Source organism: Microbacterium thalassium, assembly GCF_014208045.1.
Classification (GTDB): domain Bacteria; phylum Actinomycetota; class Actinomycetes; order Actinomycetales; family Microbacteriaceae; genus Microbacterium; species Microbacterium thalassium.
This window is the reverse complement of the sequence record NZ_JACHML010000001.1, coordinates 1,001,374-1,024,951: the sequence shown is the minus strand read 5'-3', so window position 1 is coordinate 1,024,951 and position 23,578 is coordinate 1,001,374. Positions and strand designations below refer to the sequence as shown.

At 69.4% G+C, this 23,578-nt stretch carries 23 protein-coding genes; 9 read left to right on the top strand and 14 right to left on the bottom strand.

Annotation, left to right across the window (positions count from 1 at the left end):
* Positions 1-4 precede the first annotated feature (4 nt).
* From HD594_RS04830 to HD594_RS04800, 7 genes are all read right to left on the bottom strand, one after another.
* A complete protein-coding gene (locus HD594_RS04830) occupies positions 5-1,006 on the bottom strand; it encodes an aldo/keto reductase (protein WP_184749872.1) in 1,002 nt (333 codons plus the stop codon).
* 5 nt (positions 1,007-1,011) lie between these two features.
* On the bottom strand, positions 1,012-2,028 hold the full coding sequence (locus HD594_RS04825; protein WP_184749871.1) for an aldo/keto reductase: 1,017 nt from the start codon (positions 2,026-2,028) through the stop codon (positions 1,012-1,014).
* Between the two features lie 11 nt (positions 2,029-2,039).
* Positions 2,040-2,771: a cupin domain-containing protein gene (locus HD594_RS04820; RefSeq protein WP_184749870.1), complete on the bottom strand. Its 732-nt coding sequence runs from the start codon at positions 2,769-2,771 to the stop codon at positions 2,040-2,042.
* A gap of 14 nt (positions 2,772-2,785) precedes the next feature.
* Positions 2,786-3,661: a phosphoenolpyruvate hydrolase family protein gene (locus tag HD594_RS04815; protein WP_184749869.1), complete on the bottom strand. Its 876-nt coding sequence runs from the start codon at positions 3,659-3,661 to the stop codon at positions 2,786-2,788.
* Between the two features lie 11 nt (positions 3,662-3,672).
* Positions 3,673-4,497 (bottom strand): phosphoenolpyruvate hydrolase family protein, encoded by an 825-nt coding sequence (locus tag HD594_RS04810; RefSeq protein ID WP_184749868.1) that lies wholly within the window; start codon positions 4,495-4,497, stop codon positions 3,673-3,675.
* A 1-nt stretch (position 4,498) separates the two neighbouring features.
* Positions 4,499-5,719, bottom strand: a complete 1,221-nt coding sequence (locus HD594_RS04805; RefSeq protein ID WP_184749867.1) for a Tm-1-like ATP-binding domain-containing protein — start codon at positions 5,717-5,719, stop codon at positions 4,499-4,501.
* A 143-nt stretch (positions 5,720-5,862) separates the two neighbouring features.
* The gene (locus tag HD594_RS04800; protein WP_184749866.1) at positions 5,863-6,510 is read right to left on the bottom strand and encodes a GntR family transcriptional regulator; all 648 of its coding nucleotides are present in this window, start codon (positions 6,508-6,510) and stop codon (positions 5,863-5,865) included.
* A 217-nt stretch (positions 6,511-6,727) separates the two neighbouring features.
* Between HD594_RS04800 and HD594_RS04795 the strand changes: the two genes are divergently transcribed.
* From HD594_RS04795 to HD594_RS04760, 8 genes are all read left to right on the top strand, one after another.
* Positions 6,728-7,435, top strand: coding sequence for a cupin domain-containing protein (locus HD594_RS04795; protein ID WP_184749865.1), 708 nt, complete (start codon positions 6,728-6,730; stop codon positions 7,433-7,435).
* A gap of 106 nt (positions 7,436-7,541) precedes the next feature.
* Positions 7,542-9,134: an ABC transporter substrate-binding protein gene (locus HD594_RS04790; RefSeq protein WP_184749864.1), complete on the top strand. Its 1,593-nt coding sequence runs from the start codon at positions 7,542-7,544 to the stop codon at positions 9,132-9,134.
* An 82-nt stretch (positions 9,135-9,216) separates the two neighbouring features.
* The gene (locus HD594_RS04785) at positions 9,217-10,170 is read left to right on the top strand and encodes an ABC transporter permease (RefSeq protein ID WP_221446558.1); all 954 of its coding nucleotides are present in this window, start codon (positions 9,217-9,219) and stop codon (positions 10,168-10,170) included.
* Positions 10,167-11,111, top strand: a complete 945-nt coding sequence (locus tag HD594_RS04780) for an ABC transporter permease (protein ID WP_184749863.1) — start codon at positions 10,167-10,169, stop codon at positions 11,109-11,111. The genes HD594_RS04785 and HD594_RS04780 overlap by 4 nt, the downstream gene beginning before the upstream one ends.
* Entirely contained in the window at positions 11,108-12,226 is a 1,119-nt protein-coding gene (locus tag HD594_RS04775; RefSeq protein ID WP_184749862.1) for an ABC transporter ATP-binding protein, read from the top strand. The genes HD594_RS04780 and HD594_RS04775 overlap by 4 nt, the downstream gene beginning before the upstream one ends.
* Positions 12,223-13,179, top strand: a complete 957-nt coding sequence (locus tag HD594_RS04770) for an ATP-binding cassette domain-containing protein (protein ID WP_271171305.1) — start codon at positions 12,223-12,225, stop codon at positions 13,177-13,179. The genes HD594_RS04775 and HD594_RS04770 overlap by 4 nt, the downstream gene beginning before the upstream one ends.
* Positions 13,176-14,288, top strand: coding sequence for a Gfo/Idh/MocA family protein (locus HD594_RS04765; RefSeq protein ID WP_184749861.1), 1,113 nt, complete (start codon positions 13,176-13,178; stop codon positions 14,286-14,288). Before HD594_RS04770 ends, HD594_RS04765 begins: the two co-directional genes overlap by 4 nt.
* Positions 14,272-15,087, top strand: coding sequence for a tyrosine-protein phosphatase (locus tag HD594_RS04760; protein ID WP_184749860.1), 816 nt, complete (start codon positions 14,272-14,274; stop codon positions 15,085-15,087). The genes HD594_RS04765 and HD594_RS04760 overlap by 17 nt, the downstream gene beginning before the upstream one ends.
* Before the next feature lie 8 nt (positions 15,088-15,095).
* Here HD594_RS04760 and HD594_RS04755 read toward each other — a convergent pair whose 3' ends face one another.
* The 7 genes from HD594_RS04755 to HD594_RS04725 all read right to left on the bottom strand — a co-directional run bounded on the left by HD594_RS04755 (position 15,096) and on the right by HD594_RS04725 (position 21,858).
* On the bottom strand, positions 15,096-15,878 hold the full coding sequence (locus tag HD594_RS04755; protein ID WP_184749859.1) for an HpcH/HpaI aldolase family protein: 783 nt from the start codon (positions 15,876-15,878) through the stop codon (positions 15,096-15,098).
* Positions 15,875-16,921: an NAD(P)-dependent oxidoreductase gene (locus HD594_RS04750; protein ID WP_184749858.1), complete on the bottom strand. Its 1,047-nt coding sequence runs from the start codon at positions 16,919-16,921 to the stop codon at positions 15,875-15,877. Before HD594_RS04750 ends, HD594_RS04755 begins: the two co-directional genes overlap by 4 nt.
* 197 nt (positions 16,922-17,118) lie before the next feature.
* Positions 17,119-18,402: an ABC transporter substrate-binding protein gene (locus HD594_RS04745; RefSeq protein WP_184749857.1), complete on the bottom strand. Its 1,284-nt coding sequence runs from the start codon at positions 18,400-18,402 to the stop codon at positions 17,119-17,121.
* On the bottom strand, positions 18,399-19,490 hold the full coding sequence (locus HD594_RS04740) for a branched-chain amino acid ABC transporter permease (protein ID WP_184749856.1): 1,092 nt from the start codon (positions 19,488-19,490) through the stop codon (positions 18,399-18,401). The genes HD594_RS04745 and HD594_RS04740 overlap by 4 nt, the downstream gene beginning before the upstream one ends.
* A complete protein-coding gene (locus HD594_RS04735; protein WP_246413858.1) occupies positions 19,490-20,404 on the bottom strand; it encodes a branched-chain amino acid ABC transporter permease in 915 nt (304 codons plus the stop codon). Before HD594_RS04735 ends, HD594_RS04740 begins: the two co-directional genes overlap by 1 nt.
* A 1-nt stretch (position 20,405) precedes the next feature.
* Positions 20,406-21,116, bottom strand: a complete 711-nt coding sequence (locus HD594_RS04730) for an ABC transporter ATP-binding protein (RefSeq protein WP_184749855.1) — start codon at positions 21,114-21,116, stop codon at positions 20,406-20,408.
* Entirely contained in the window at positions 21,103-21,858 is a 756-nt protein-coding gene (locus tag HD594_RS04725; protein WP_271171303.1) for an ABC transporter ATP-binding protein, read from the bottom strand. Before HD594_RS04725 ends, HD594_RS04730 begins: the two co-directional genes overlap by 14 nt.
* A gap of 310 nt (positions 21,859-22,168) precedes the next feature.
* Between HD594_RS04725 and HD594_RS04720 the strand changes: the two genes are divergently transcribed.
* A complete protein-coding gene (locus tag HD594_RS04720; RefSeq protein ID WP_184749853.1) occupies positions 22,169-23,554 on the top strand; it encodes an aminomethyl transferase family protein in 1,386 nt (461 codons plus the stop codon).
* Positions 23,555-23,578: the final 24 nt, after the last annotated feature.

Sequence of the window (23,578 nt, the reverse complement as noted above, 5' to 3'; positions counted from 1 at the left end):
GCGGCTAGAGCCCCAGCTTCTCTTTGATGACCGCCGGCATCCGCTCGGTCGGGAAGGGCCACACGAATTCCGGGCCGCCGATCAGCCACGGGTCCACGCGTCCGGCGTCGGCCAGACGCGCGAGGACGGCGGCGGGCACGGGATCCGACAGCGCCGCGGCGTCCTCGCGGAGCTCGTCCGGGCTCGTCACCCCGATCACGACGACGTCGATGAGCGGCTCCGCGAGCGCGTACGACATCGCCGCGCGCGGCAGCGACACCCCCGCGGCATCGGCGATGTCCTGCATCCGCCCCACCGCCTCGACGACCTCGGGCTGGGCGTCCCAGAAGCTGTACAGCGGAGCATCGACTCCCCGCACGCCCGTGCCGAGGATGTTGCCGGTGAACGGAGATGTGAGGATCGTGCCGATGTCCTTCGCCTTCGCCTTCTCGAGCAGGCCCGACGACGTGGCGGCGTCGTTGAGGAGCGTGTAGAGCCGCGGGAACTGGATGACGTCGAACTCGTCCGACTCCACGGCGCGCTGCAGCGGCGCGAGCGTTCCCGTGGCCATGCCGATGCTCTCGACGAGCCCCTCGTCCTGGAGGCGATGCAGCTCGGGCAGGGCACCGTCGGCGGCGCGGATCACGGCGAGGTCGTCGTCGTCCCGAGGGTCGTGCACCATGAACAGCGGGATCCGCTCGATGCCGAAGGCCGCGAGGCTGCGCTCGACGCTGTCGCGGATCTGCCCGGCCGAGAAGCCCTTCCCATGCCCGAACTTCGTCGAGACGACCAGGTCGGCGGGCGCGTTGTCGAGCCCTGAGATGATGCGGCCCAGCTGCGGTTCGTTCTCGTAGACCTCCGCGGAATCCAGCAGCGTGATGCCCAGGTCGAAGGCCGTCCGAAGCTGGGCCGCGATCGCCTCCTCGTCGAGGACCTGGACGGCGGGGTGGGATGCCGTGTTGCCGAGGCCCCAGGCCCCCAGCCCGATGCGCGAGGTGCGGATGCCAGTGCGCCCGAGTGTCGTCATACCGCTCATCCCTTCACCACATCCTTGAGCTCCTCGGGCGCACGGTCGACCGGGAACGGCCACACGAACTCGGGCCCGCCGAGCAGGTGCTCATCGACCGCGCCCGCATCCGCGATGGACTCGAGCTGGTCGCGCGGGAGCCCGGTGTGCAGCGATGCCACGTTCTGCTCGAGCTCACCGGGCGTGCGGACGCCGATCACGGCGACGTCGATGAGCGGCTCGGTGGCGACGTACGCCACGGCGGCCTGCGCGATCGTCACGCCGAGCTCGTCGGTGCGGTCCTGCATGCGGCCGACCGCCTCGACGACCTCGGGCTGCGCCGGCCAGTAGGCGTACAGCGGCTTGTCCACCCCGCGGACACCGGTCGCGAGGATGTTGCCGGTGAACGGAGCGGCCAGCTGCGTGCCCATGCCCTTCTCCCGCGCGCGCTCGAGAAGGCCGGATGTCTTCGCGGCACGGTTGATGAGCGTGTACAGGCGCGGGAACTGGATCACGTCGAACTCCCCGGAGTCGACCGCGCTCTGCAGCGGAGCCATCGTCCCGGTCGCGACGCCGATCGCCCCGACGAGCCCTTCGTCCTGCAGCGCGCGAAGCCCGGCGAGCGCGCCGCCCGCCCCGTAGACCTGCGCCATGTCCTCGTCGTTGCGCGGATCGTGGAGCATCATCAGCGGGATGCGCTCGAGCGACAGCGCTGCGAGCGACTGCTCGACCGAGCGGCGGACGCCGTCTGCGGTGAACGGCTTGCCGTGCCCGTACTTCGTGGCGATGAGGAGGTCGTCCGGGACGTTCGGCACCTCGGTGAGGAGCTTGCCGAGCCGCTCCTCGTTCTCGTACATGTCGGCGGAGTCGAGATAGGTGATGCCGGCCGCGAAGGCGGCTTCGAGAACCGAGATGATCGTCTCGTCGTCGCCGATCGTGGCTGCGGCGGCTGCCTTGCCGATGCCCCACGTGCCGAGGGACAGCTGAGAGGTGCGGATGCCGGTCGAGCCGATCTCGACCCGGGGAACGCGTTCGCTGGTCATATGCGGTCCTCTCACTCCGGGATCACGGTCGCGCCGGTCGAACGAGCCGCGAGGTCGTCCCAGACCTGCTGCGGCACGTCGCGTCCGATCGTCGGCTCGCCCTGGTTCTTGTGGTTGAGATGGCCGTCGCGCTTGCGATCCTCGAGCGGCATCGCCATCACGATCCCGTTCATGACCTCTTCGGTGTCGAGCGTCCCGTGCGGGATCCCCTTGCCGGCCGCCATGAGCTCGCCGGGACCCACCGGGATCTTCATGCCGTTGTAGTCGAGCGTGAAGTGGCCGCGGAAGATCACCCAGTACTCATCGCCGTCGTGGTAGTGGTAATCGCACGGGTTGCCGGGCCGGAACATGCAGATCTCGTTGCGGATGGTGTGGTCCCAGTGGCCCATGACCCGCACGAGCTCGGCCATCGACTGGCCGGAGTTGGTGATCGTGGCGCCCGAGGCGGGGATGTCGTAGTAGTCGCGCTTGTGCAGCGTCACGCGGCCGTGCTCGCTCTCGACCTGCACCTGGCCGCTGACGACGGTGATGCGGTCCTTGTCGTGCTTGGGCTCGATGCGCATCGACGACGCCAGCGGGCTGTCCTGGTAGTAGCCCCAGTACGCGACGTGGCCGCTGGCGTCGGGCTGGACGGAGTGGTTGTTCATGACCATGACGCGGCCGAGATGGATGAACTCGAAGTCCTCGATCTCGACCCAGGGCAGGCGGTCGGTCTGCAGCGATTCGCGGGTGTAGATGGGCATGGGGCTCCTCCGGGTCAGGCCGGCTGCGCGGTGCGGCGCAGCACGGGGCTCTTGAACGATGCGATCTCCGCGGCGACGTATTCCTCGACCGGAATCCGCTCGATGGCGGACTCTCCGAGGATTCCCTGCACGTCGCTGTGGGCGTAGAGGTGCTCGGTGTCGGCAGGGCGGGCGAACGGACCGCCGTGCGCGATCACGAAGACGCCGGGATTGGCCGCGCGAGCCGACTCGACGACCGCCTGGACGTGATCGGTCGCGGCCTCGATGGACAGGCTGCTCTCGGCGTCGGGCGACGGACCCACCATGCCCCCCTGGGTCAGCCCGCAGCGGGCAACGATGAGGTCGGCTCCCGCCGCCGCCAGGTCGCCCGCGAAGCCGGCGTCGTACGCCTGGCCGACGGTGAACACGTCGCGCTCGCGGCACAGCGCCATGAGCTCGAGCTCGCGATCGGAGCCCATGCCCACGTCGTTGCGCGCACGGCCCCAGTTGCCGGTGTAGGCGAGCGCCGTCGGGAAGTTCGTGATGCCGTTGATCCCGCGGGCGACGTAGTCGTCGACCACGCGCGCCAGACGGCGACGCTGGCCGTCCGTGGCGTCGATCCCCGCGATCACCGGCGTACGGTCGACGACGTTGTCGATCTCGGGATACATGTCGAGCGTCATGTCGATCGGGTTGCCGATGTAGATCGACGTGGGCACGCCGAGGTTCCGCGACCTGCTGTTGGCGTGGATCATGACGAGATCGACGCCGGCGACTTCGGCGCACTTGGCGATGATGCCCACGCCCGCCGACGTCGCGACGATGGGCTTGCGCTCGCCGAGCGTCGCCGAGAGGCGGGCGAGGATCTCGGACCGGGTGAAGGTGCGCTCAGGCACGGAGGCGGTTGTCATGGCTGCTCCTCTCAGGCGACCGCGCGAGGCGTCACGGACTTGAACTGGTCGATGGTCTCGATGACGGCCCGCTCGACCGGGATGCGCTCGGCGCTCGAGGCGCCGAGGAAGCCCTGCGCGTCCGTCGTGTCGTAGAGGTACTGAAGGTCGTCGGGCGACGAGAGCGGTCCGCCGTGCGACAGGCAGATCACGTCGGGGTTCTCGGCGCGCGCCAGGTCGATCAGCTTCTGGACGTGTCGGCAGCTGTCCTCGAGGGCCATCGCCGACTTGCCCGCGCCGGTCAGTCCGCCGGTCGTCCATCCCGCGTGAGGGACCACGACGTCGGCCCCGGCGGCCGCCAGCCCCTGGATCTGCCGCTCGGTGTACCCGTAGCAGATCGTGAAGAAGTCGTTCTCGCGCGCCTTCGCGACCATCTCGAAGTCCAGCGGGAGGCCCAGGCCGACATCGTTGCGGTCGGGCTGCGCGAACGACGTCGGGAAGTTGATGAGCCCGTCGTAGCCCGCAGCCTGATAGTCGGCGATGAGGCGGTCGAGGTCGTTCCAGTACGTCGGGTCCTGCGCCTCGGCGCCGCCGATGATCGGGGTGTCGCGCACGGCGTTGGCGATCTCGGGGTACATCGCCAGCGTCGTCGGGTTCGCGTGGTTGAGCAGGTGGTTGGTGGCCAGCCCCATCAGCCGCGTGCGCCCGGTGTTGTAGACGATGATGAGGTCGGCGCCCCCGGCCGCCGCCGACTTCGCGATGAGCCCCGAGCTGCTGCCCGCGCCCACGATGGGACGGTCGTCCGCGAGCTGCGCTCGCAGGCGATCCAGGATCTGGGTCCGTGTGAATCGGGCCATGTCACTCCTTCGGTGTGGGTGCCGCGTTCGCGGCGTCGATGAGCGAGAGCAGGCGCTGGGCAGCCTCGCGTGCGAAGTCGGGGTCGTTGATGTGCGCGGGCACAGTCGTGACGGAGACCGCGTCGGGCGCGTGCTCGCGCACGGCCTCCTCGAAGGCGGTGTCGGCGTCGGGATCGGCGAACGGCCCGCCCTCGACGTCGAGCGACGAGTAGCCCTTCGCGGGGATCATGACCGCAGCCGGCGCGGGTGAGGCGGCGAGGCGCTCGGCGACCCAGCGTCCGACGCGCGTGCTCTCCTCGGCGGTGGACCGGATGAGGGGCACCGTCGGCAGGTGCCAGTGGTGCGCTCGCGCGGCGAACGCATCGGGGATCGGCGGCATCACGTTGATCACGTCGATCGCGCCCGGCACCACGACCTGCGGGATGCCCGCCTCCGTGGCCGCGCTCAGACGGGACTCGCCGGCATCGCACAGCCCTCCGGCGATGTTCTGGACGAGCTCTGTGGTGGTCCAGTCCAGGATGCCGGCGAACCGGCCCTCCCGGGTGAGCCGCTCCATCGTCCGTCCGCCCGCTCCGGTCGCGTGGAAGACGACGACATCGTAGCCGGCCGCCTCCAGTGCAGCGCGGGCGACGTCCCCGCCCGCGGTCGTGACCCCGAACATCGTCATGGCGATCGCCGGTCGAGGCTCGGTGGTCTCCGCCACCGACTGCACCATGCCGGCCATGGCGCCGGCGGCGTTTCGCAGCACCGTGCGCAGCAGCGCGTTGGTCCCGGCGACGTCGACGACGCTCGGGAGCAGCAGGATGTCGTCCTCGCCCGTGGACTTCACGACCGTGGTGACGACGAGCTTGGGGAATCCGAACGGCAGCGACTCGAACGCGCGATTTGACATCCATCCGCCGGTTCCGCCGCCGATCCCGAGTGCCCCGTCGACCGCGCCGTCCGCGAGCCATTCGCTCAGCAGTCCGCGCGCTGCGGTCGCGGTCGTCTCCATCGCTCCGGTCCGATCGTCGCCGGTCGCCGACGTCGCGCCGCGCGCCATGAGTGCCGATCGCGGCACGTCGGCGATGTCGGGCGACTCGCCCCGCAGCGACATGTCGACGATGACGGGCCGGACGCCGCGCGACGCGAGCTGCTGTGCGACGTACTGCGCCTCGGCGCTCTTCGTGTCGAGGGTCGCGAGCAGCGCCACGCGTGGTGCCGAGGATGCGGCATCGCTCATAGGTCTGAACTCCATCGTTCTCCGCGCTCTGCGAGGCGGATGCGGCCGGGGAAGCGGTGGCATCACGCTAAACGGCTGTCCGCCATCCTGTCAACTGGATTGTCAACATTTTTGTCGGACCCGCGGATCGCGCCCGCACCTCGTCACTGCGAGACGTCTGCGTAGTCCCGCAGCAGCAGCACGACCCGATCGAGGTGGCGTCGCATCGCCTCCTCGGCGAGCTCCGCATCGCCGGCGAGGACCGCCTCGCCGATTCTGCGGTGGTCTTCGGCGGAGTGCGCGAACGACCCCGCGCGGAAGGCCGTGGGGAAGTGCTGCTGGAGGTTGAAGTTCCGGATCGTCGCGAGGGTGTGGACGGCCGCCGTGTGGCGTGACATCGCCATGAGCGCCTCGTGGAAGCCCAGACTCGCCTGCCGGTAGCCGTGCATGTCGCCGGCGTCGGCGAGTCGTTCGAGCGCCGCGAGCATCTGCGCGAGCTGCTCGCGCTCCGCGGAGTCTCCCCGCCGGGCGGCCTCCCGGGCGCACAGCACCTCGAGCTCCCGGCGGACCTCGGCGAGCTCGATCGCCTCGGCGAGCGACAGGCTCCGCACCATGGCGCCCTTGTGCGGCATCCGATCGATCAGCCCTTCGGCCTGCAGCTGCACGAGAGCGGTCCGGACGGTGCCGCGCGGGAAGCCGTAGCGTTCGACGAGATCGCTCTCCACGAGGCGCTCGCGGGGATGGTACTCACCCCGCGTCAGATCGGCGCGCAGGCGATCGGTGAGCTGCTGAGCCGCATCCGTGTGCTCCATGGCCCTCCTCCCACGACGCCGGGCGGGGCCGGCGACATCAACGTCCCGCACAGCGGGTCAGGGTGTGGATCCTCATCCTCGGTGAGCCAAGTGTAGTGGGCATCGACATTCCTGACCACAGGATTGTTGACAATGTGGTTGACGGCTTGGTCGACCACACTTATGCTCCCACATAGTCGCGGGGTCTCGGCCCCGCCCGCATCAAGGAGGCTGCCCGGTGCCGCTGTATGCCAACCGCGAAGAACTGAAGAACCGTCCCGCCCGCGACGCGTGGGTCGACATCGACGACGTGGAGTTCTTCACCCTCGGCAACTCGGACCGGGAGGCACAGGGCGAGGAGCCGCTCCCCGACGAGTGGCCCGACCCGATCACGGATCCGGAGGCGAGCCTCCACACCACGCACGACATCGCCGCCGCGCGGCGTATCATCCCGACGACGCCGCAGGAGCGGCTCGTGGTCGTCTCCGGCGAGGCCTACGTCGAGACCGAGAACGCGCGGGCGACGCTGAAGAAGATGCAGTGGATCGACGTGCCGCCCTCGGGCGCCGTCGTCCGCAACGCACTCAACCCGGGCCCCGAGGGCCATCGCGGACAGGTCGAGATCGTGCGCATCGCCGGCCACTGGAGCGAGGTCATCCGCACCGCGATCTTCACCTTCGGTCCGGGCCGTCCGTGCGACTACCACTACCACGACGGGGACGAGTACTGGTTCGTCTTCCGGGGCCACTTCACCCTCCACTACCGCGGCGAGGACCACGAGGTGACCCCGGGAGCGATCCTCGCGGCCGGGATGGGCGAGGAGCACGGCGTCGTGGACCCCGCCGAGACGTTCGAGGGCGTCGGGTTCGCGACGCAGCTCGAGGGCCAGGGCCGTGACGGCCATCTCTGGCGCCCCGTGCACGGCGACCCCGTTGAGACCCGGTGACGCAGCGCGCCAACGCGTCACCGCACAACTGAACATCGCACACAAGTGAACACCTGCACCCACAGACGCGCGCAGTGCGCGCACCCGATGGAAAGCGAGCACGTCAATGAAGATGTCACGACTCCGGGTCGCCGGCGCGGCGGTTGTCGCCGCCGCGGCACTGACCCTCGCCGCCTGCACCGGCGGCGACACCGGTGAGACCGGCGAGACCCAAGCACCGTCGCAGGACACCCCGGTCGCGGGCGGCGAACTGACGATCCTGTCCGCCGGGAACGTCGCAACATGGGACCCGGGCTCCGCGTTCGGAAGCTTCCCCGGCGTGAACTGGGATCGCCTGTACGCCGTGTACGGCGCGGTGATCAGCACCGACGTCGACGGCAACATCGTCCCCGGTCTGGCCGAGAGCATCAGCACGGACGACGGCGGCGCGACGTGGACCATGACCATGCGCGACGGCGTCGCCTTCACCGACGGCGAGCCGGTCGATGCGAACGCCGTGGTCGCCAACTACGAGCGGTTCGCAGACGAGGCCAATGCCCTCGCCGCCTACCGCGTGGCCAGCTCGTTCGCGGTCTCGGCGGTGGACGACATGACGGTGGAGATCGTTCCGCTCGACCCGAACCCGGTGCTCGACACCCTGATCGCCGACAACATCCCCTTCATCGCGTCGCCCGCGTCGCTGCCCGAGGCGGGCGCCGAGTACGGCGACCCCGTCGGCGCGGGCCCCTTCGTGCTCGAGAGCTGGGACACCGCCGTCGGTGAGGAGTTCAGCAAGAACGCCGACTACTGGGGGGCCGACGACGGCCTGCCGTACCTCGACACGCTGAAGTTCAGCATCGTGGCCGACCCGGCCCAGCGCGTGTCGACGGTCGTCCAGGGCGGCGCCCAGATCATGAACGGCTACGGGTTCCAGTTCATCGCGGACGCCGACAACCCGGCCGTCGCCACGTTCGACGTCGCGTCCGGTGGCATCCGCCACTACGTGTTCAACAACACCAGCGATCTGATGAGCGACCCGCGCGCCCGGGAGGCCGTCGTCCTCGCCATCGACCCGACGGAGATGGTCCAGACGCTCACACAGGACCCGAGTGCCGAGGGCAGCACGGCGCTGTTCCCGTCGACCTCGCCGTTCTACGACGCGTCGCTGAGCCTGCCCGAGACCGACCTCGACGCCGCGCAGTCGCTCGTCGACGAGATCACCGGCGAGGGCACGGACTTCACCATCAACCTGCTCATCGCGGCGGTGCCCGAGCTCGTCCGCGCCGGTGAACTCTTCCAGCTCACCCTCGAGCAGCTCGACGGCGTCACGGTGGAGCTCAACCAGATCCCGATCCAGGACTGGCGCGCGGAGGCGTTCGACAAGGACAACTTCGACGTGACGTTCTACCCCGGTGTGTTCGACCTGAACAGCCCGTGGGTCGGCATGGCCAATCTGTTCGGCGTCGGCGGCTCCGACAACTTCGGCAACATCGACATCGCCGATATGGAGCAGGCTCTGCAGGACGCGCAGTCGGCCACATCCGACGCCGACCGCGAAGCCGCGATGGCGCAGGTGCAGCAGATCTACGTCGACGAGATGCCCATCGGCGTCTTCGGCATCGACTACCGCACCTTCCTGATCGGCGCGGACGTGACCGGACTGCAGTCCATGGGTCGCGGTGCGCTCTACACGGATCGCATCGGCTACAAGGCCGAGTAGCATCACCCGAGGCGCCGGGGGTGCCCGTCACCCCCGGCGCCTCGCCATTCATCCACCACCCGCAACGACGAGGGGACATTCGGTGAACGCGACCGCGAGGGCAGTGGTCTCCCGCCTCCTGTACGGGATTCCCGTGCTGATCCTGGTGACCCTGGGGGCGGCCGCCCTGATGGACTTCATGCCCGGATCGCCCGGGCAGGCCATCCTCGGTGATGCCGCGACCGCCGAGCAGGTGGACGCGATCAACGAGCGTCTCGGGTACAACCAGCCGTTCATCCAGCGCTACCTCGAGTGGGTCTGGAACGCACTCCACCTCGACTTCGGCACGACGCTGTTCACACAGGAGCCCGTCACCGACGTTCTGATGCGCCGGCTGGCCGTGACGGTCGAATTGGCGGGCCTCGCCCTGTTCTTCGCCCTCGTGATCTCGATCCCCCTCGCGCTGCTGGCGGCGATGCGGGCGGGCAAGTTCCTCGACCGCACGCTCAACATCGTGTCGTCGGCGCTGCTGAGCATCCCGAGCTTCGTCACGGTGGTGCTGATCTCGCTGGTCTTCGTCGTCTGGCTCGGCTGGTTCCCCGCGACGGGATGGGTGCCGCTCAGCGACAGCGTCGCGGACAACCTCAGATACGCCTTCCTGCCGGCGATGGCGCTCTCCATCTACGAGTGCGCCTTCTTCTACCGGGTAGTGCGGTCCGACCTGACGGGCACTCTCCGCGAGGACTTCATCCTCGTCGCCCGCGCGAAGGGACTGCCCCGCCGCTACATCCTGACGCGGCACGCTCTGCGCCCGTCCACCACCTCGCTGATCACCGTCATCGGCCTGTCACTGGGCCGTCTCCTGGGAGGCGCCGTCATCGTCGAGTACTTCTTCTCCGTGCCGGGCCTCGGCGCCGAGGCCGTCAGCGCCGTCGGCATCAAGGACATGCCGATGATCCAGGCGATCGTGACGGTGCTCGTCGTGGCGTACGTCGCGATCTTCATCCTCGTCGACCTCGCCTATGCGTGGATCGACCCGAGAGTGGGTGTGCGATGAGCCGGACCGCGCCTGTCACCTCGGGGCCGCGCACCCAGGGGTTCAACGCCGTCATCAAGCCCGGTCGCGGCGGCGGAACTTCGCTGCCGCTCATCCCCCGCCTCAAGCAGCGCCGCAAGCGGCGCGTGCGCCCGGCGCTGTTCTGGTTCGCCGTCGTCTGGCTGAGCGTCCTCATCCTCGCCGCGGTGTTCGCCGACGTCATTCCCGGGCTTCCCGCGTACGACGAGAAGATCGGCTCGTTCGCACAGCCGCCGGATCTGACCCTGGGCGGGCTTCTCGGAACCGACGGCGTCGGCCGCAGCAATCTCTCGCGGATCATCTACGGCGCGCGCGTGTCGCTCACGATCGCGATCGCCTCCACACTCATCGGTCTCGCGATCGGACTGATCGTCGGGATGATCGGCGGCTACTACCGCGGCGTGTGGGAGTCGGCGGCGAACATCATCGCGAACACGGTGTCGGCGCTGCCGCCCCTGCTTCTCCTGCTCGCGCTCGTGTCCGCGATCGGGACGTCGCTGCTGGGAATCACGCTGGCCCTCGGGTTCGTCATCTCCGACCTCTACATCCGCGTCACGAAAGGCGCGGTCATCGGCAATGCCAATCGGGAGTACGTGCTGGCCGCGCGGGCCCTGGGCGCCGGGGACGTGCGCATCATGACCCGCGAGATCCTTCCCAATCTCATCCCCGTGCTGGGGTCGATCATCCCCATGGCGATGGCCATCATGATCGTCGTCGAGGGTTCGCTGAGCTTCCTCGGCTACGGCATTCCGGCCCCGACCCCGAGCTGGGGCGGCATGATCGCCGCGGGCGCGGACATCATGCGGCAGTTCCCCTACGTGATCGCCGGGCCGGTGATCACCCTGTTCCTGACGGTGCTGTCCTTCAACGCCATCGGCGACTACCTCTCGAGCCGCACCGACGTGAGGGAGGGAAAGCTGTGATCCCCCGGACAGAGCACACACCGGACCTGGTCTCGATCAAGGGACTGTCCGTCGACATCGACACGCCCGAGGGCACGGCCCACATCCTGCGGAACGTCTCGATGGACGTGCCGCGGGGCCAGACGCTGGGCATCGTCGGCGAGTCCGGCTCGGGCAAGTCGATGACGCTGCGCACGATGCTCGGTCTTCTGCCCGCCGATGCCCGGGTGCGGGGCGGCATGTGGTTCGACGGCGAGGACCTGACGGCCATGGCGCCCGAGCCCCGCCGCAAACTCCTGGGTCGGCGGGTGGGCGTGGTCTTCCAGAACCCGATGACCTCGCTCAACCCGGTCGTGACGATCGGGCGGCAGATGGGCGAGGCGGTTCGCTTCCACCTCGGCTATTCCAAGGCGCAGGCGCGGGAGCTGTCGATCCAGCTGCTCGAGCAGGTGGGCATCGCGAACGCGGCGAACAGGCTGCGGGACTACCCGCACCAGTTCTCGGGCGGCATGCGCCAGCGCGTGATGATCGCCATGGCCCTCACGTGCTCGCCCGACCTCATCATCGCCGACGAGGCGACGACGGCTCTCGACGTGACGATCCAGAAGGGCATCCTGGACCTGCTCCAGGAGATCCAGCGCGAGCGGAACATGGCGATGATCATCGTCTCGCACGACCTCAGCGTCGTCGCCGGCCGCACCGACGACGTCGTCGTCATGTACGGCGGCCGTGTCGTCGACCGCCGGCCCACGGCTCGCCTGTTCGCCCCGCCCATGCATCCGTACACCCGGGCGCTGTCGATGGCGATCCCGCGGCTGGACATGCCGGCGCACACGCGCCTCCCGGCCCTGGGCGGGCGCCCGCCGAGCGTGTACGACCCGCTGCTGACGGAGGAGGAGGCGGACGCGCGCGACATGGACCGCTGGAGCAGCGTCTCGGAGACCATCGTGGACGACTCGGCATCCGCCCCCGATGTCGTCGCGGCCGGGGCCGGCCCCACCGCCGGCGAGCAGGTGATCGTCGGCACCCTCGCCGCCGAGCAGGAGGCCGGCGTCGCCGAGGGCGGCGACGCCGAGGTGGCGCACGACACGCTGTACGCGCCGATGGCGCGTGAGGACGAGGAGGCCGGACGGTGACCGCGAGCGAGACGACGACGGCCCCCGCACGCGCGCCCTGGCTGCGCGACGACGCGCTGCTGACCGTCGAGGGTCTGCACTGCGCTTTCAAGACGGCCTCGGGCCGCGTGCACGCCGTGCGAGGGGTGACGTTCGACGTGCGGCCGGGCGAGACGCTCGGGCTCGTCGGGGAGTCGGGCTGCGGCAAGACCACGACCGGTCGCGCGATCCTGCGCCTTCCCGCCGGGCAGGCCGGCACGGTGACGTTCCGCGGCACGGACATGTCGCGCCTGTCGCACGGCGATCTGCGCAGCGCACGCCGCAAGCTGCAGATGATCTTCCAGGACCCGCTGTCGTCGTTCAATCCGCGGCGCAAGGTCGTGGACATCGTGGAGGAGGGCCTGGCGATCCAGCGGTTCCCCCGCGGCGAGCGTCGGGCGCGGGTGGCCGAGGTGCTGCAGCAGGTCGGCATGAGCACCGAGATGGTCGGCGACCGGCGTCCGCACGAGTTCTCCGGCGGGCAGTGCCAGCGCATCTCGATCGCGCGCGCGCTGGCGCCGGGCCCCGAGCTGATCGTGTGCGACGAGCCGGTCGCGTCTCTGGACGTGTCGGTCCAGGCCCGTGTGCTCAACGTTCTGCAGGACATCCGCGCGCGCAACGACCTCTCACTGGTGTTCGTCTCGCACGACCTCGCCGTGGTGAAGGTGATCAGCGACCGGATCGCCGTGATGAATCGCGGGCGTATCGTCGAGATCGGCGACGCCGCCGATGTCTACGACTCTCCCGCGCACCCCTACACCCAGCGTCTCCTGGACGCCGTGCCCGTCGTCGACGACTCCGAGCGACGCGACGCGGGCGATCGCGCCGTGACCGTGGACGACTGGGAGACCGTCGATCGCGCGATGGTGGAGGTCGGGCCCGGGCACTATGCCGCTCTCGGCGAGATCGTCCACGACGGCGAGGATGTGCCGTGAGCGCCCCCGGCGTGCGGCTCGCCGTGATCGGCGGCGGGTCCCAGATCTTCGAAGCCGCCCACGCCCCGGCGATCGCCGATCTCGGCGCCGAGGTCGTGGGCCTGTTCGACGCCGCGCCGGCGCGCGCCGCCGCCGTCGGCGGCAGATTCGGGTGGCCGGTGGCGGCGGATTTCGACGCGCTGCTCGCGACCGGAGCGGATGCCGCCGTCGTGTGCGTGCCGCATCCGCTGCACGCAGGGTTCGTCACCGCGTGCGCGACAGCGGGACTCGATGTGCTCGTCGAGAAGCCGCTGGCGGGCACGCTCGGCGAGATCGACGACATCATCCGCGCGGCGGAGGCCTCGGGCGTCCTCGTCGCGGTCCTGCAGCAGCATCGTCTGCGAGATGAGGTCGTCGCCGCCCGGGCGATGCTGACATCGGGGGAGCTCGGACGCATCCATCGCGCCGTGCTGACCGCTTCGTACCCGAAGCGCTCGAACTACTACACCGACACCGCGTGGCGCGGGACGTGGGCGGGCGAGGGCGGCGGCGTGCTGCTGAACCAGGGCCTTCACGACATCGACCTCCTTCAGCACCTGCTCGGCATGCCCGAGCGCGTGTGGTCGACCCAGGGCACCGCGCTCCACCCCATCGAGGCCGAGGACACGGCCGACGTCGTGCTGACATGGCCCGACGGGGCGACCGGGAGCGTGCACGTGACCAGCGCCGCGGCGCTCGAGGAGAATCGCCTCGAGATCTTCGGCTCCGCCGGCGACATCCGCATCACCGGCCGAGGGCTCGAGGTCCGCCCCCACGGCGAGGACTTCGCCGCCTTCGCGGCCACGCCGGGCGGCCATCTGGATCTGTTCCCGCGCGGCGAGTGGGAGCTGCGGGTCGCCCCGGGTCACGGCACGCACCGGGACGTGTACGCCGACTTCTTCGCCGCCCGCGAGCACGGCGGAGCGCCGGTCACGCCCGCGGCGGATGCCCGCGGCGCGGTCGAGATCATCGCCGCCGCGGCGATCTCGCACGACATCGGAACGGCGGTCGCCCTGCCCGTGGACCCCGCCCGGCAGGATGCCCTCCTGCAGCGACGCATCGAGGAGGCAGCGCATGAGCGAGTGGGCTGAGGCATCGCGGCCGCCCGAGCCGCTGCAGGAGACGCCGCTGAACAACCTCCGTGATCTCGCCGGCATCCGCGTCGAGGGAGGCGTGCTGGCGCCGCACCGGGTGTTCCGCAGCGACGATGTCTCGACGGTGCCGGCCGACCAGGCTTCCCGCCTGTTCGATCTCGGGATCCGGACCGTCATCGATCTGCGGTCCCGCGCCGAGTCCGACCACACCGGCCGCGGCGCGCTCGGCCGCCATGAGGTGCGGTACGTGTCCCTCCCGCTCGTCGGCGGTGCAGCGGACCCCGAGGAGTTCCTCCGCCACCTTCGCGAGGGCACGGCCACCCCCACGACGGTGGGCGAGTACTACGCCGCGACGGCGGCCGCCGAGGCCGAGACGATCGCCCGGGGGCTGCGGGTGATCACCGCCTCCGACGGCGCGACGCTGTTCCACTGCCAGGCCGGCAAGGATCGCACGGGGATCTTCGCGGGAGTTCTCCTCGGCGTTCTCGGCGCCGACCCCGACGACATCGCCGCCGACTACGCCGCGAGCGCCGAAGCAGTCCCGCGCATCATGGCGCGCGTCAGCGCCTCGATCGGGCACCTCATGGGCGAGTCCGATGAGTACTTCCGCGCTGCCGCCGCGGGTCTCGGGCCGGTCAGCCCCCTGCTGGGCGCCGAGGCCGACGCGATGCACGCGATGCTCGACATCCTCGATGCTCGCCACGGCGGCGCGCGCGCCCTGTTGCGGTCGGCCGGCTTCGACGACGCGGAACGGGAGGCGCTGCGCGTCCGGGTGGTCGCCGGCCCCCTGCTCTGACCGGTCCGTCAGTCGAGGGCGTCGCGGATCTCGTTCAGCCCCGTCGACAGCGCCGTGCGGTACAGCGCGAGGTCGCTCCCCCACGCGAGCACGCGGAATCCGCGGGCAACCAGCTCTGCGGCATGCTCGGCGTCGTCGGCCAGGAACCCGGCCGCTTTGCCGTTCGCAGCGGCGGCGGCCACGATGCGGTCGACCGCGGCCTGGAAGCGCTCGTGCTCGAACTGGGTCGGGATGCCCATGCTGATGCTCAGGTCCCAGTGACCGATCCACAGGATGTCGACGCCCTCGACGGCGGCGATCTCCTCGACGTTGTCCAGTCCCTCCTGCGTCTCGATCTGCAGCATGAGGATCGTGTCGGCGTTCGACTTCCACATCGCCGAGTTGGGCTCGACGAGGTCGAAGTCGTGACCGGCGAGTCCGAACATCGCCCCTCGCACACCGGTCGGCGGGTACTTGGCCCACGAGACGATCTCACGCGCCTCGTCCGCCGAGCCCACCATGGGCACCATCAATCCCACCGCGCCCATGTCCAGGGCCATGCCGATGTACTCGCGCCGCGCCGCCGGAACGCGCACGAACGGCACTCCGCCCGCCGTGCGCACGGCCGAGACGAACGTGCCGATCGTCTCCCACCCGAAGCCGGTGTGCTCCCCGTCGACGAGGACGAAGTCGGCTCCCGCCCGGACGGCGGCCCGCGCGATAGCCGGACGCGGAGACGCGAGCACGAAGGTGCCGACGACCGGGTCCTGGGCCTGGATCCGCGTCTTCAACCTCATCGGCGCCGCGCTCATGCGTCGGCTCCCGGTGCTTCGGGAACGCCCTGCCATCGCTCGTGGTCGAACGCCGCGGGATTGATCACCAGGTACGACGGGCGCTGACCGCGTGCGACCTCGAGCAGCGAGCGCACGCAGCCGGACCCGTTGCCGTACGCGAGCTGCTCGGTCCATCCGGTCGCGTGCGGGGAGAGAAGGACGTTGTCGCAGTCCAGAATCGGATCGTCGTCGTCGGCCGGCTCCTTCTCGAGCACATCCAGTCCCGCACCGCGGATGCGTCCCCGCGTGAGTGCGTCCGCCAGCGCGGCCTGATCGACGAGAGGCCCGCGCGCGACGTTCACCAGCAGCGCGTCCGGCTTCATGAGGTCGATCCGCCGTGCGTCCACGATGTGCCGCGTCTCGGGGGTGAGGGCGGCCGTCACGACGACGGCGTCGGCGTTCGCCATGAGCTCGTCGATGCCGACGAGCTCGGCGCCCGCGTCGGCCGCGCGGCCGGCGTCGAGATACGGATCGTAGGCGAGCACGTGCATCCCGAGGGGCGCGAGGAGCCGGGCGACCTCGCGGCCGATGTTGCCGAAGCCGATGATGCCGAGGGTCTTTCCGGGCAGACCCACGCCGTTGTAGGCGTAGCGCTCGCTCCAGTCGCGGCGCTCGCGCACGATCCGGTCCTTCTGGCGGACGTTGTGGGCCACCGCCAGCAGAAGCGTCACCGCCGCCAGCGCCATCGGCCCCCGCGTTCCGTCGGGCGTGGTCGTGACCGGAATGCCCGCACGCGTGCACGCGTCGACGTCGATGGTGTCGTAGCCGACGCCGAAGCGCGCGACCACCTTGAGGCGATCCGCCCCTTCGAGCGAGGCGGCATCCAGCGCGTTTCCGAGGACCATGACACCGTCGTACCCCGCGAGCGCTCCGGGCGACAGGGGGGTCTCGTCGACCTCGAGGTACTCCCACTCGACTCCGGGCTCGCGCTCGAGCGCATCGATCCCGATGTCTCCCCAGCCGATCGAACCGTCGTCGGCGCGGAAGTCGCGGGTCAGGGCAACCTTGAATGTCTCGGGCATCGAGGTCTCTCTCATCATCGAGGTGGATTGTCCCTTCGAGCGTAGGCATCCGCCACACGGCGGGATAAGCCGCCGTCCCGATTGCCGGGACCGCTCGATCGAACGAGAACCCTCGACACGACCGGCGTGGGATCCCTGCGCGGAAACCAGAGGGGGTGGGCCGAGAAGCCTCGACCCACCCCCGCTGTCTCAGTGCGTCACTCGACGACTTCGACGTTCGCGTATCCGGCGCCGTTGAACTTCTGCAGCACGACGGTCTGGATGGCCGGGAGGCCGTCCGTCGTCGTGTTGATCGGTCCGAAGGCGAACTCCAGGTCGAGGCTGTCGATCGACGTGAGCGCCTCGTAGAACGACTCCCGCGTCGGCTCGGTCATGTTCGTGAACGCCTCCTCGAGGATCTGCGCTCCGATCCACGACCACAGGCAGTGCGGGAACGACTTGCCATCCTGGTCGGGGCCCTCGGCGTACTCGGCGATCGCGTCGAAGTACTCCATGCCCGACTCCGTCTCGGCGAACGGCGGCGCCGCCGCAGCCTGCGCGAAGCCGGCCGCGTAGACACCGGGGTAGGTGTCGGCGTCGACGCCCGCGGGCGTCAGCACGCCGCCGGGCGAGGCGGTGTTCGACGGAAGGAAGATCACCGGGTTCCAGCCGATCGCGTCGGCCTTCGTCAGATCCTCGATCGCGCGGGGCACGACCGAGACCGCGTGGAACAGCACGTCGGCGTTCGTCGCGGCGAGCTCCGTGATCTGCGGCTCCAGGTAGTTCGGCGTGTTGCCGGCCGGCCCGGGCTCGTAGCTGAGCTCCTTGACGATGGTGATGTTGTCCGACCCGGCGACGGCCTCCTGGAAGCCCTCCCAGTAGCCCTTGCCGTAGTCGTCGTTCTGGTAGAGCGCGGCGACCGTGTACTCCTCGCCCGAGGCGACGAGGGCCTCACCGAACGCGGCGCCCTCCTGCGGGTACGTCGGCACGAGGCCGAGCTGCCACGGCGACTCCTCGCGCGTCGAGAAGATCTTGTCGCCGGTCATGATGAGCACCTGCGGCATGCCCTCTTCGATGGCCGCCTCGCGCCACGCCCGGTTGGTCGGGGTGCCGAGTCCGATGCCCGCGGCGAAGACGTCGTCGGCGACCATCTGCTGGAAGTTCGCCGCGGCCTTCTCGGGGTTGTACTCGTCGTCGTAGGTCTTGATCTCGATCGTGCGGGTCTTGCCGTCGCCGAACTCGATGCCGCCCTCGGCGTTGCGCATGCCGAAGTACGCCAACGCGCCGTCGGCGGTGCAGTTGCCGGGGCCGGCGGTGGCTCCGGTCAGCGGTGTGCTGATGCCGAACAGCAGCGAGTCATCGGTGATTCCGGGCGACGCCGCGGTCTCTCCGTCGGTCGAGCCGGAGTCGCCTCCTCGCGCACAGCCGGCCAACGCCACGGCAGCGATGCCGATGGCGGCGGCGACTCCGAGAACACGACGCCCCCTTGCGGTGGTGATCATTGGATTGCCTCTCTCTCTGGGTGGTTGGGTGGTGCTGAGGCCGATGCGCCGTCGCCCTCACCGTCGCTGTCGCCCTGCCGGCGACGGCGCCTGACGAGGCGGCGGATGACGCGGGGCAGGCTGGCGAGGCCCCCCGGCAGAAGGAACAGGACGAGGAGGATGATGATGCCCTGGACGATCGGGGTGTACCCGGTGGCCCCGACGGCATTGGTGAGCTGCGGGATGAGGACGTAGAAGGCACCGCCGAGGAGCGAGCCGACGATGCTGCCCGCGCCGCCGACGATCGTGGCGATGACCAGTTCGATCGAGTGGCCGAAGCCCATGACGTCCGGGGAGACGAATTGGATCGCGACGACGTAGAGGAAGCCCGCGACGCCGCCGTAGATCGCGGCGACCGTGAAGGCGAGCACCTTGTAGCCGTACGGCGAGATGCCCATCGAGGCGGCGATCGCCTCGTTCTCCTTCACGATGGCGAAGGCGCGGCCGTACTTTCCTCTCACGAGGAAGTACGCGAGTGCGAACATGACCGCCGAGATCGCCAGGATCGCGAAGTACTGGATCTGGTCCTGGTACGGGAAGGTGTCGGTCCGTGGGATGAAGCGGGCCGACATGCCCTCGGAGCCCCCGGTGATCTCGAAGCGCTTGAGGAGCGGGACGCCGATGATCGGGAGCGCGATCGTCACGAGCGCCAGGGCCAGACCGCGCAGCCGCAGGGCGGCCATCCCGATGATGACCCCGGCCACGCCCGGAAGGACGATCGCCAGCGCGAGGGCCACGGCGAGCACGAGAAGCAGCAGATCGGGTCCGAGCGCGGCGGCCCAGTCCGATTCGATGGTGATCGCGGCGGCGTAGGCGCCGATCCCGACGAAGAACACCTGACCGAGCGACACCTGGCCGGCATAGCCCATGACGATGTTCAGCCCGAGGACCGCGACGGCGAAGACGAGGATCCGCGAGATCGTCTGGTTCGTGAAGGGGTCCGAGACCAGCGGCAGGACGAGCAGGATGACGGTGATGATGATGCCGACGGCAAGGCCCGTCCAGCGGTTCTGGGTGACCCGGGTGTAGAGACTCTGCTGCGTCGACATCAGACACGCACCACCTGTCGTCGGCCGAACAGACCTTGGGGTTTGATGATGAGCACGGCGAAGAGGAAGACGAAGGGCACGATCACCTTGAGGTCATGGCCGATGAACGGCACGTACACGCCGACGAGGCTCTCGACGATGGCGATCACCCATGCGGCGAGCACCGCGCCGATCGGCGAATCGAGGCCGCCGATGATGACCGCCGCGAGCGCGTAGACGAGGATGCCGTCGAAGTTGTCGGGGTAGAGCTGAGCCTTGGCCGCGAGCAGGACGCCCGCCACCGTTCCGAGGGCGGCAGCGAGTCCCCACCCGATCATGAGCATCCTGCCGACCCGGATGCCCGACAGCGCGGCGGAGTCGGAGTTGTCGGAGACCGCACGGAGCCCCAGTCCCAGCTTCGTTCCGCGGAACAGCAGCTGCAGGACGATCATGAGCGCCATGATCGTGACGAAGGTCGTGATCGACCACACGCTGATCGAGACCCCGAGGACGGTGAAGCTCTCGTTGCCCGAGATGTAGAACGGGTACGGGATGTAGTTGAAGCCCCACACGATCCCGATGAACCCGCCGATGAACGTGAACAGTCCGATGGTCACGACCACTTGGGTGTCGACCTCGGCTCCCATGAACCGGCGCATCACGAACCGCTCGATGAGCGCTCCGATGCCGAACGACGCCGCGACGGCGACGATGATGCCGATGGTGATGCCCGCGAACAGCCCGACCACGGGCGTCACGAGATTGCTCGCCGTGAGTCCGATGTACGCGCCGAGGACCGCCATGCCGCCTTGCGCGAAGTTGACCAGGCCCGTGGCCTGATTGACCAGGACGATCGCGAGCGCCAGGGCCGCGTAGAGCGATCCCTGCGCGAGCCCATCGATGATGAGCTGGATGAATGTCGCCAGTTGATTCATCTCATGCCCCCAGATACGCCTTGCGGATGGCGTCGTCGCCCCGCAGCTCTTCGGTGGTGCCCGTCAGCACGCTTCTGCCGGTCTCCAGAACGACCGCCGAATCGACGACCGAGAAGGCGAGGGTCGCATTCTGCTCGACCACGAGCATCGAGATTCCCGACTCGGCTCGCAGTCGGGAGATCGCGTCGTAGACATCCCGTGCCGTACTCGGCGCGAGGCCGAGCGACGGCTCGTCGAGGATGAGCAGGGTCGGCGAGGCCATGAACGCGCGCGAGACCGCGAGCATCTGCTGCTCGCCGCCGGACAGCGCCGAGGCGGGCTGCCCGATGCGCCGCTTGAGGTTCGGGAACAGCTCGATGAGGTAGTCCACGTCCTGCGTGACCTTCTTCTTGTCCTTGCGCAGGTAGGCGCCGACCATCAGGTTCTCGCGGACGGTCAGGTTCCCGAGCGTCCCGCGACCCTCGGGAACGTGGGCGATGCCGAGGGCCGCCACCTGCTCGGGCCGGAGACCGCGGATGTCCTTGTCCTGGAACCGGATCGTGCCGCCCGTGCGGACGACGCCGCTGATGGCGCGCAGCGTGGTCGTCTTGCCCGCGCCGTTGGCGCCGAGGATGCCCACGGCGCCGCCGTCGGGCACCGAGAGCGACACGCCCTCGAGCACCTGCACGCGGCCGTACGATGCCGTCACGTCGACGAGTTCAAGCAGCGTCATCCGCATCCTCCTTGCCCAGATACGCCTCGATGACGCGCGGGTCCGACTGCGCCTCGGCGGCCGTTCCCTCCATCAGCTTGCGTCCGTGGTCCAGCACCACCACGTGGTCGGTCAGCGCCGAGATGAGCCCCATGTTGTGCTCGACGACGATGACCGTGATGTCGTCCTCGTCGCGGATGCGGAGAACCGTCTCGACGAGGTGCTCGACCTCCGCGTGCGGCAGCCCTGCCGCCGGCTCGTCGAGCAGGAGCAGCTTGGGCTTCATCATCAGCGCCCGGCACAGCTCGATGCCCTTGTGCAGGCCGTGCGAGAGCTCGTCGGCGCGTTCGCCGGCGGCCCAGTCGAGCCCGGCGCGCTCCAGCAGCGTCATCGCCTCGGCGCGCATCTCCTTCTCGGCGCGACGGGGATACGGCATCCGGAACGACCACGCGATGGGTCCGCCCGGGAGCCGCTTGTGGGCGCCGAGCATGACGTTCTCGAGGACGGTCTCGCGAAGCTGCAGGGCGGGGTGCTGGAACGTGCGCGCGAGGCCGTGCCGAGCGAGCGTCGAGGGGTGGTCGCCGAGCACCTCGGTCCCGTCGATCTGGATCGATCCGGCGCTGGGCTTGTAGTGCCCGCTGATGCAGTTGAACAGCGAGGTCTTGCCCGCGCCGTTCGGACCGACGAGTCCCAGGATCTGGCCCGGCTCCACGTCGAAGCCAACGTCATCGAGCACCGTGACGCCGCCGAAGTGCAGGCTCACGTCTCTCACGGTCAGTCGAGCGCCCATGCTCACCTTTCGTGTCGTCGCGTCGTTGCTACGACCGAGGGGACCGGGTGATCCCCTCACTTGGGGAACGTACGTATCCCCCTGTGGATTGTCAACGATTTTGGTGTGACGTCGCCGAGTCTTTATGCATTCGTTGCCATCCGGACGAGTCACTCCGCCTCTCACACACCATCGTGGCCGTGCCTCGGCGGCCCTCCGACCGCGATTCCGTCCAATGGAATCACGGCTTCCCGCCGTCTGCGCCGAACGTAGTCTTCCCAGCGGATCGAAAGGAAGGTCGAAGATGACCGAATCACTCTCCGCGGCCATCGCCCGCGCCGGCAGCCCCGTGGAACTCCTGCGCAATCAGGACTGGCCCGCGTTCACGTTCCCCGTGGCACCCGAGTTCACCAACTGGCGCGACGAGCAGCGGGCGTGGAACACCACGGTCGCGCTCATGGACCAGTCCCACCACATGACCCAGCTGTTCCTCGGGGGCGCCGATCTGATCGAGCTGCTGTCGACGATCTCGCCCAACACGTTCAAGACGTTCCGGCCGGGCGTGGCCAAGCAGCTCATCTCGGTCAACAAGGACGGCTACCTCATCGGCGACGGCATCCTCTTCTGGAACGAGGACGCCCCCGAGGGGCTGGTGCTGATCGGCCACCACCTGCTCATCGACTGGGTGCGCTTCAACGTCGAGAAGGCGGCCGCGGCCGGCAAGGACGTGCACCTGCGGCTCGAGCCGAACTCGCACATGCGCCAGGGCCCGCCGACGTTCTACCGCTACGAGCTGCAGGGCCCTGAGGCCGACAAGGTCATGGAGAAGGTCTTCGGCGGCCCCGCACCCGAGATCAAGTTCTTCCACATCGGCGATGTCGAGATCGCGGGTCGTCCCGTCAAGGCGCTGCGCCACGGCATGGCCGGCCAGCCCGGGTTCGAGTTCTACGGAGCGTGGGAGGACAACGAGGTCGTGCTCGACGCCCTCATGGAGGCGGGCGAGGAGTTCGGCATCCGCCGCGTCGGCGCGAAGGCCTACTCGGCGACCCCCCTGGAATCCGGCTGGGTTCCGACGCCGTTCCCCGCGATCTTCGACGAGGACTTCGCCGAGTACCGCGAGTGGCTGCCGGCCGCGCGCGCGGGGTCGATCGGCGGGTCGCTGTACTCCCCCGACGTGCACGACTACTACATGACGCCGTACGACATCGGCCTGGGCCGGTCGGTGCGCTTCGACCACGACTTCCACGGGCGCGAGGCGCTCGAGAAGCACGCCGAGAACCAGCGCCGCCGCAAGGTGACCCTGCTCTGGAACGCCGAGGACGTCGCCGACGTCGTGCGCTCGCAGATGGAGCCGGGCACGCCCGCGAAGTACATCGACTTCCCGAAGGCCCGGTACGGACTGTTCCAGATGGACACGATCGAGAAGGACGGCGCGCAGGTGGGCATCTCCACCGACGCCGGCTACGTCGCGTTCGACCAGCTCTACATGTCGCTGGCGACGCTCGACGTCGACGTCCCCGACGGCTCCGAGGTCGATGTCGTGTGGGGCGAGGACCCCGTGTCGCGCAAGGCCGCGGTCGACCAGAACCACCGGCAGGTCCGCATCCGCGCGACGGTCGCGCCGGCGCCGTTCCACGAGTTCGCCCGCACGGTGTACCGCACGAACGAGCCGGTGGGCGCCTCGAGCTGACGATGCAGTGCTCCCGTGGCGCCC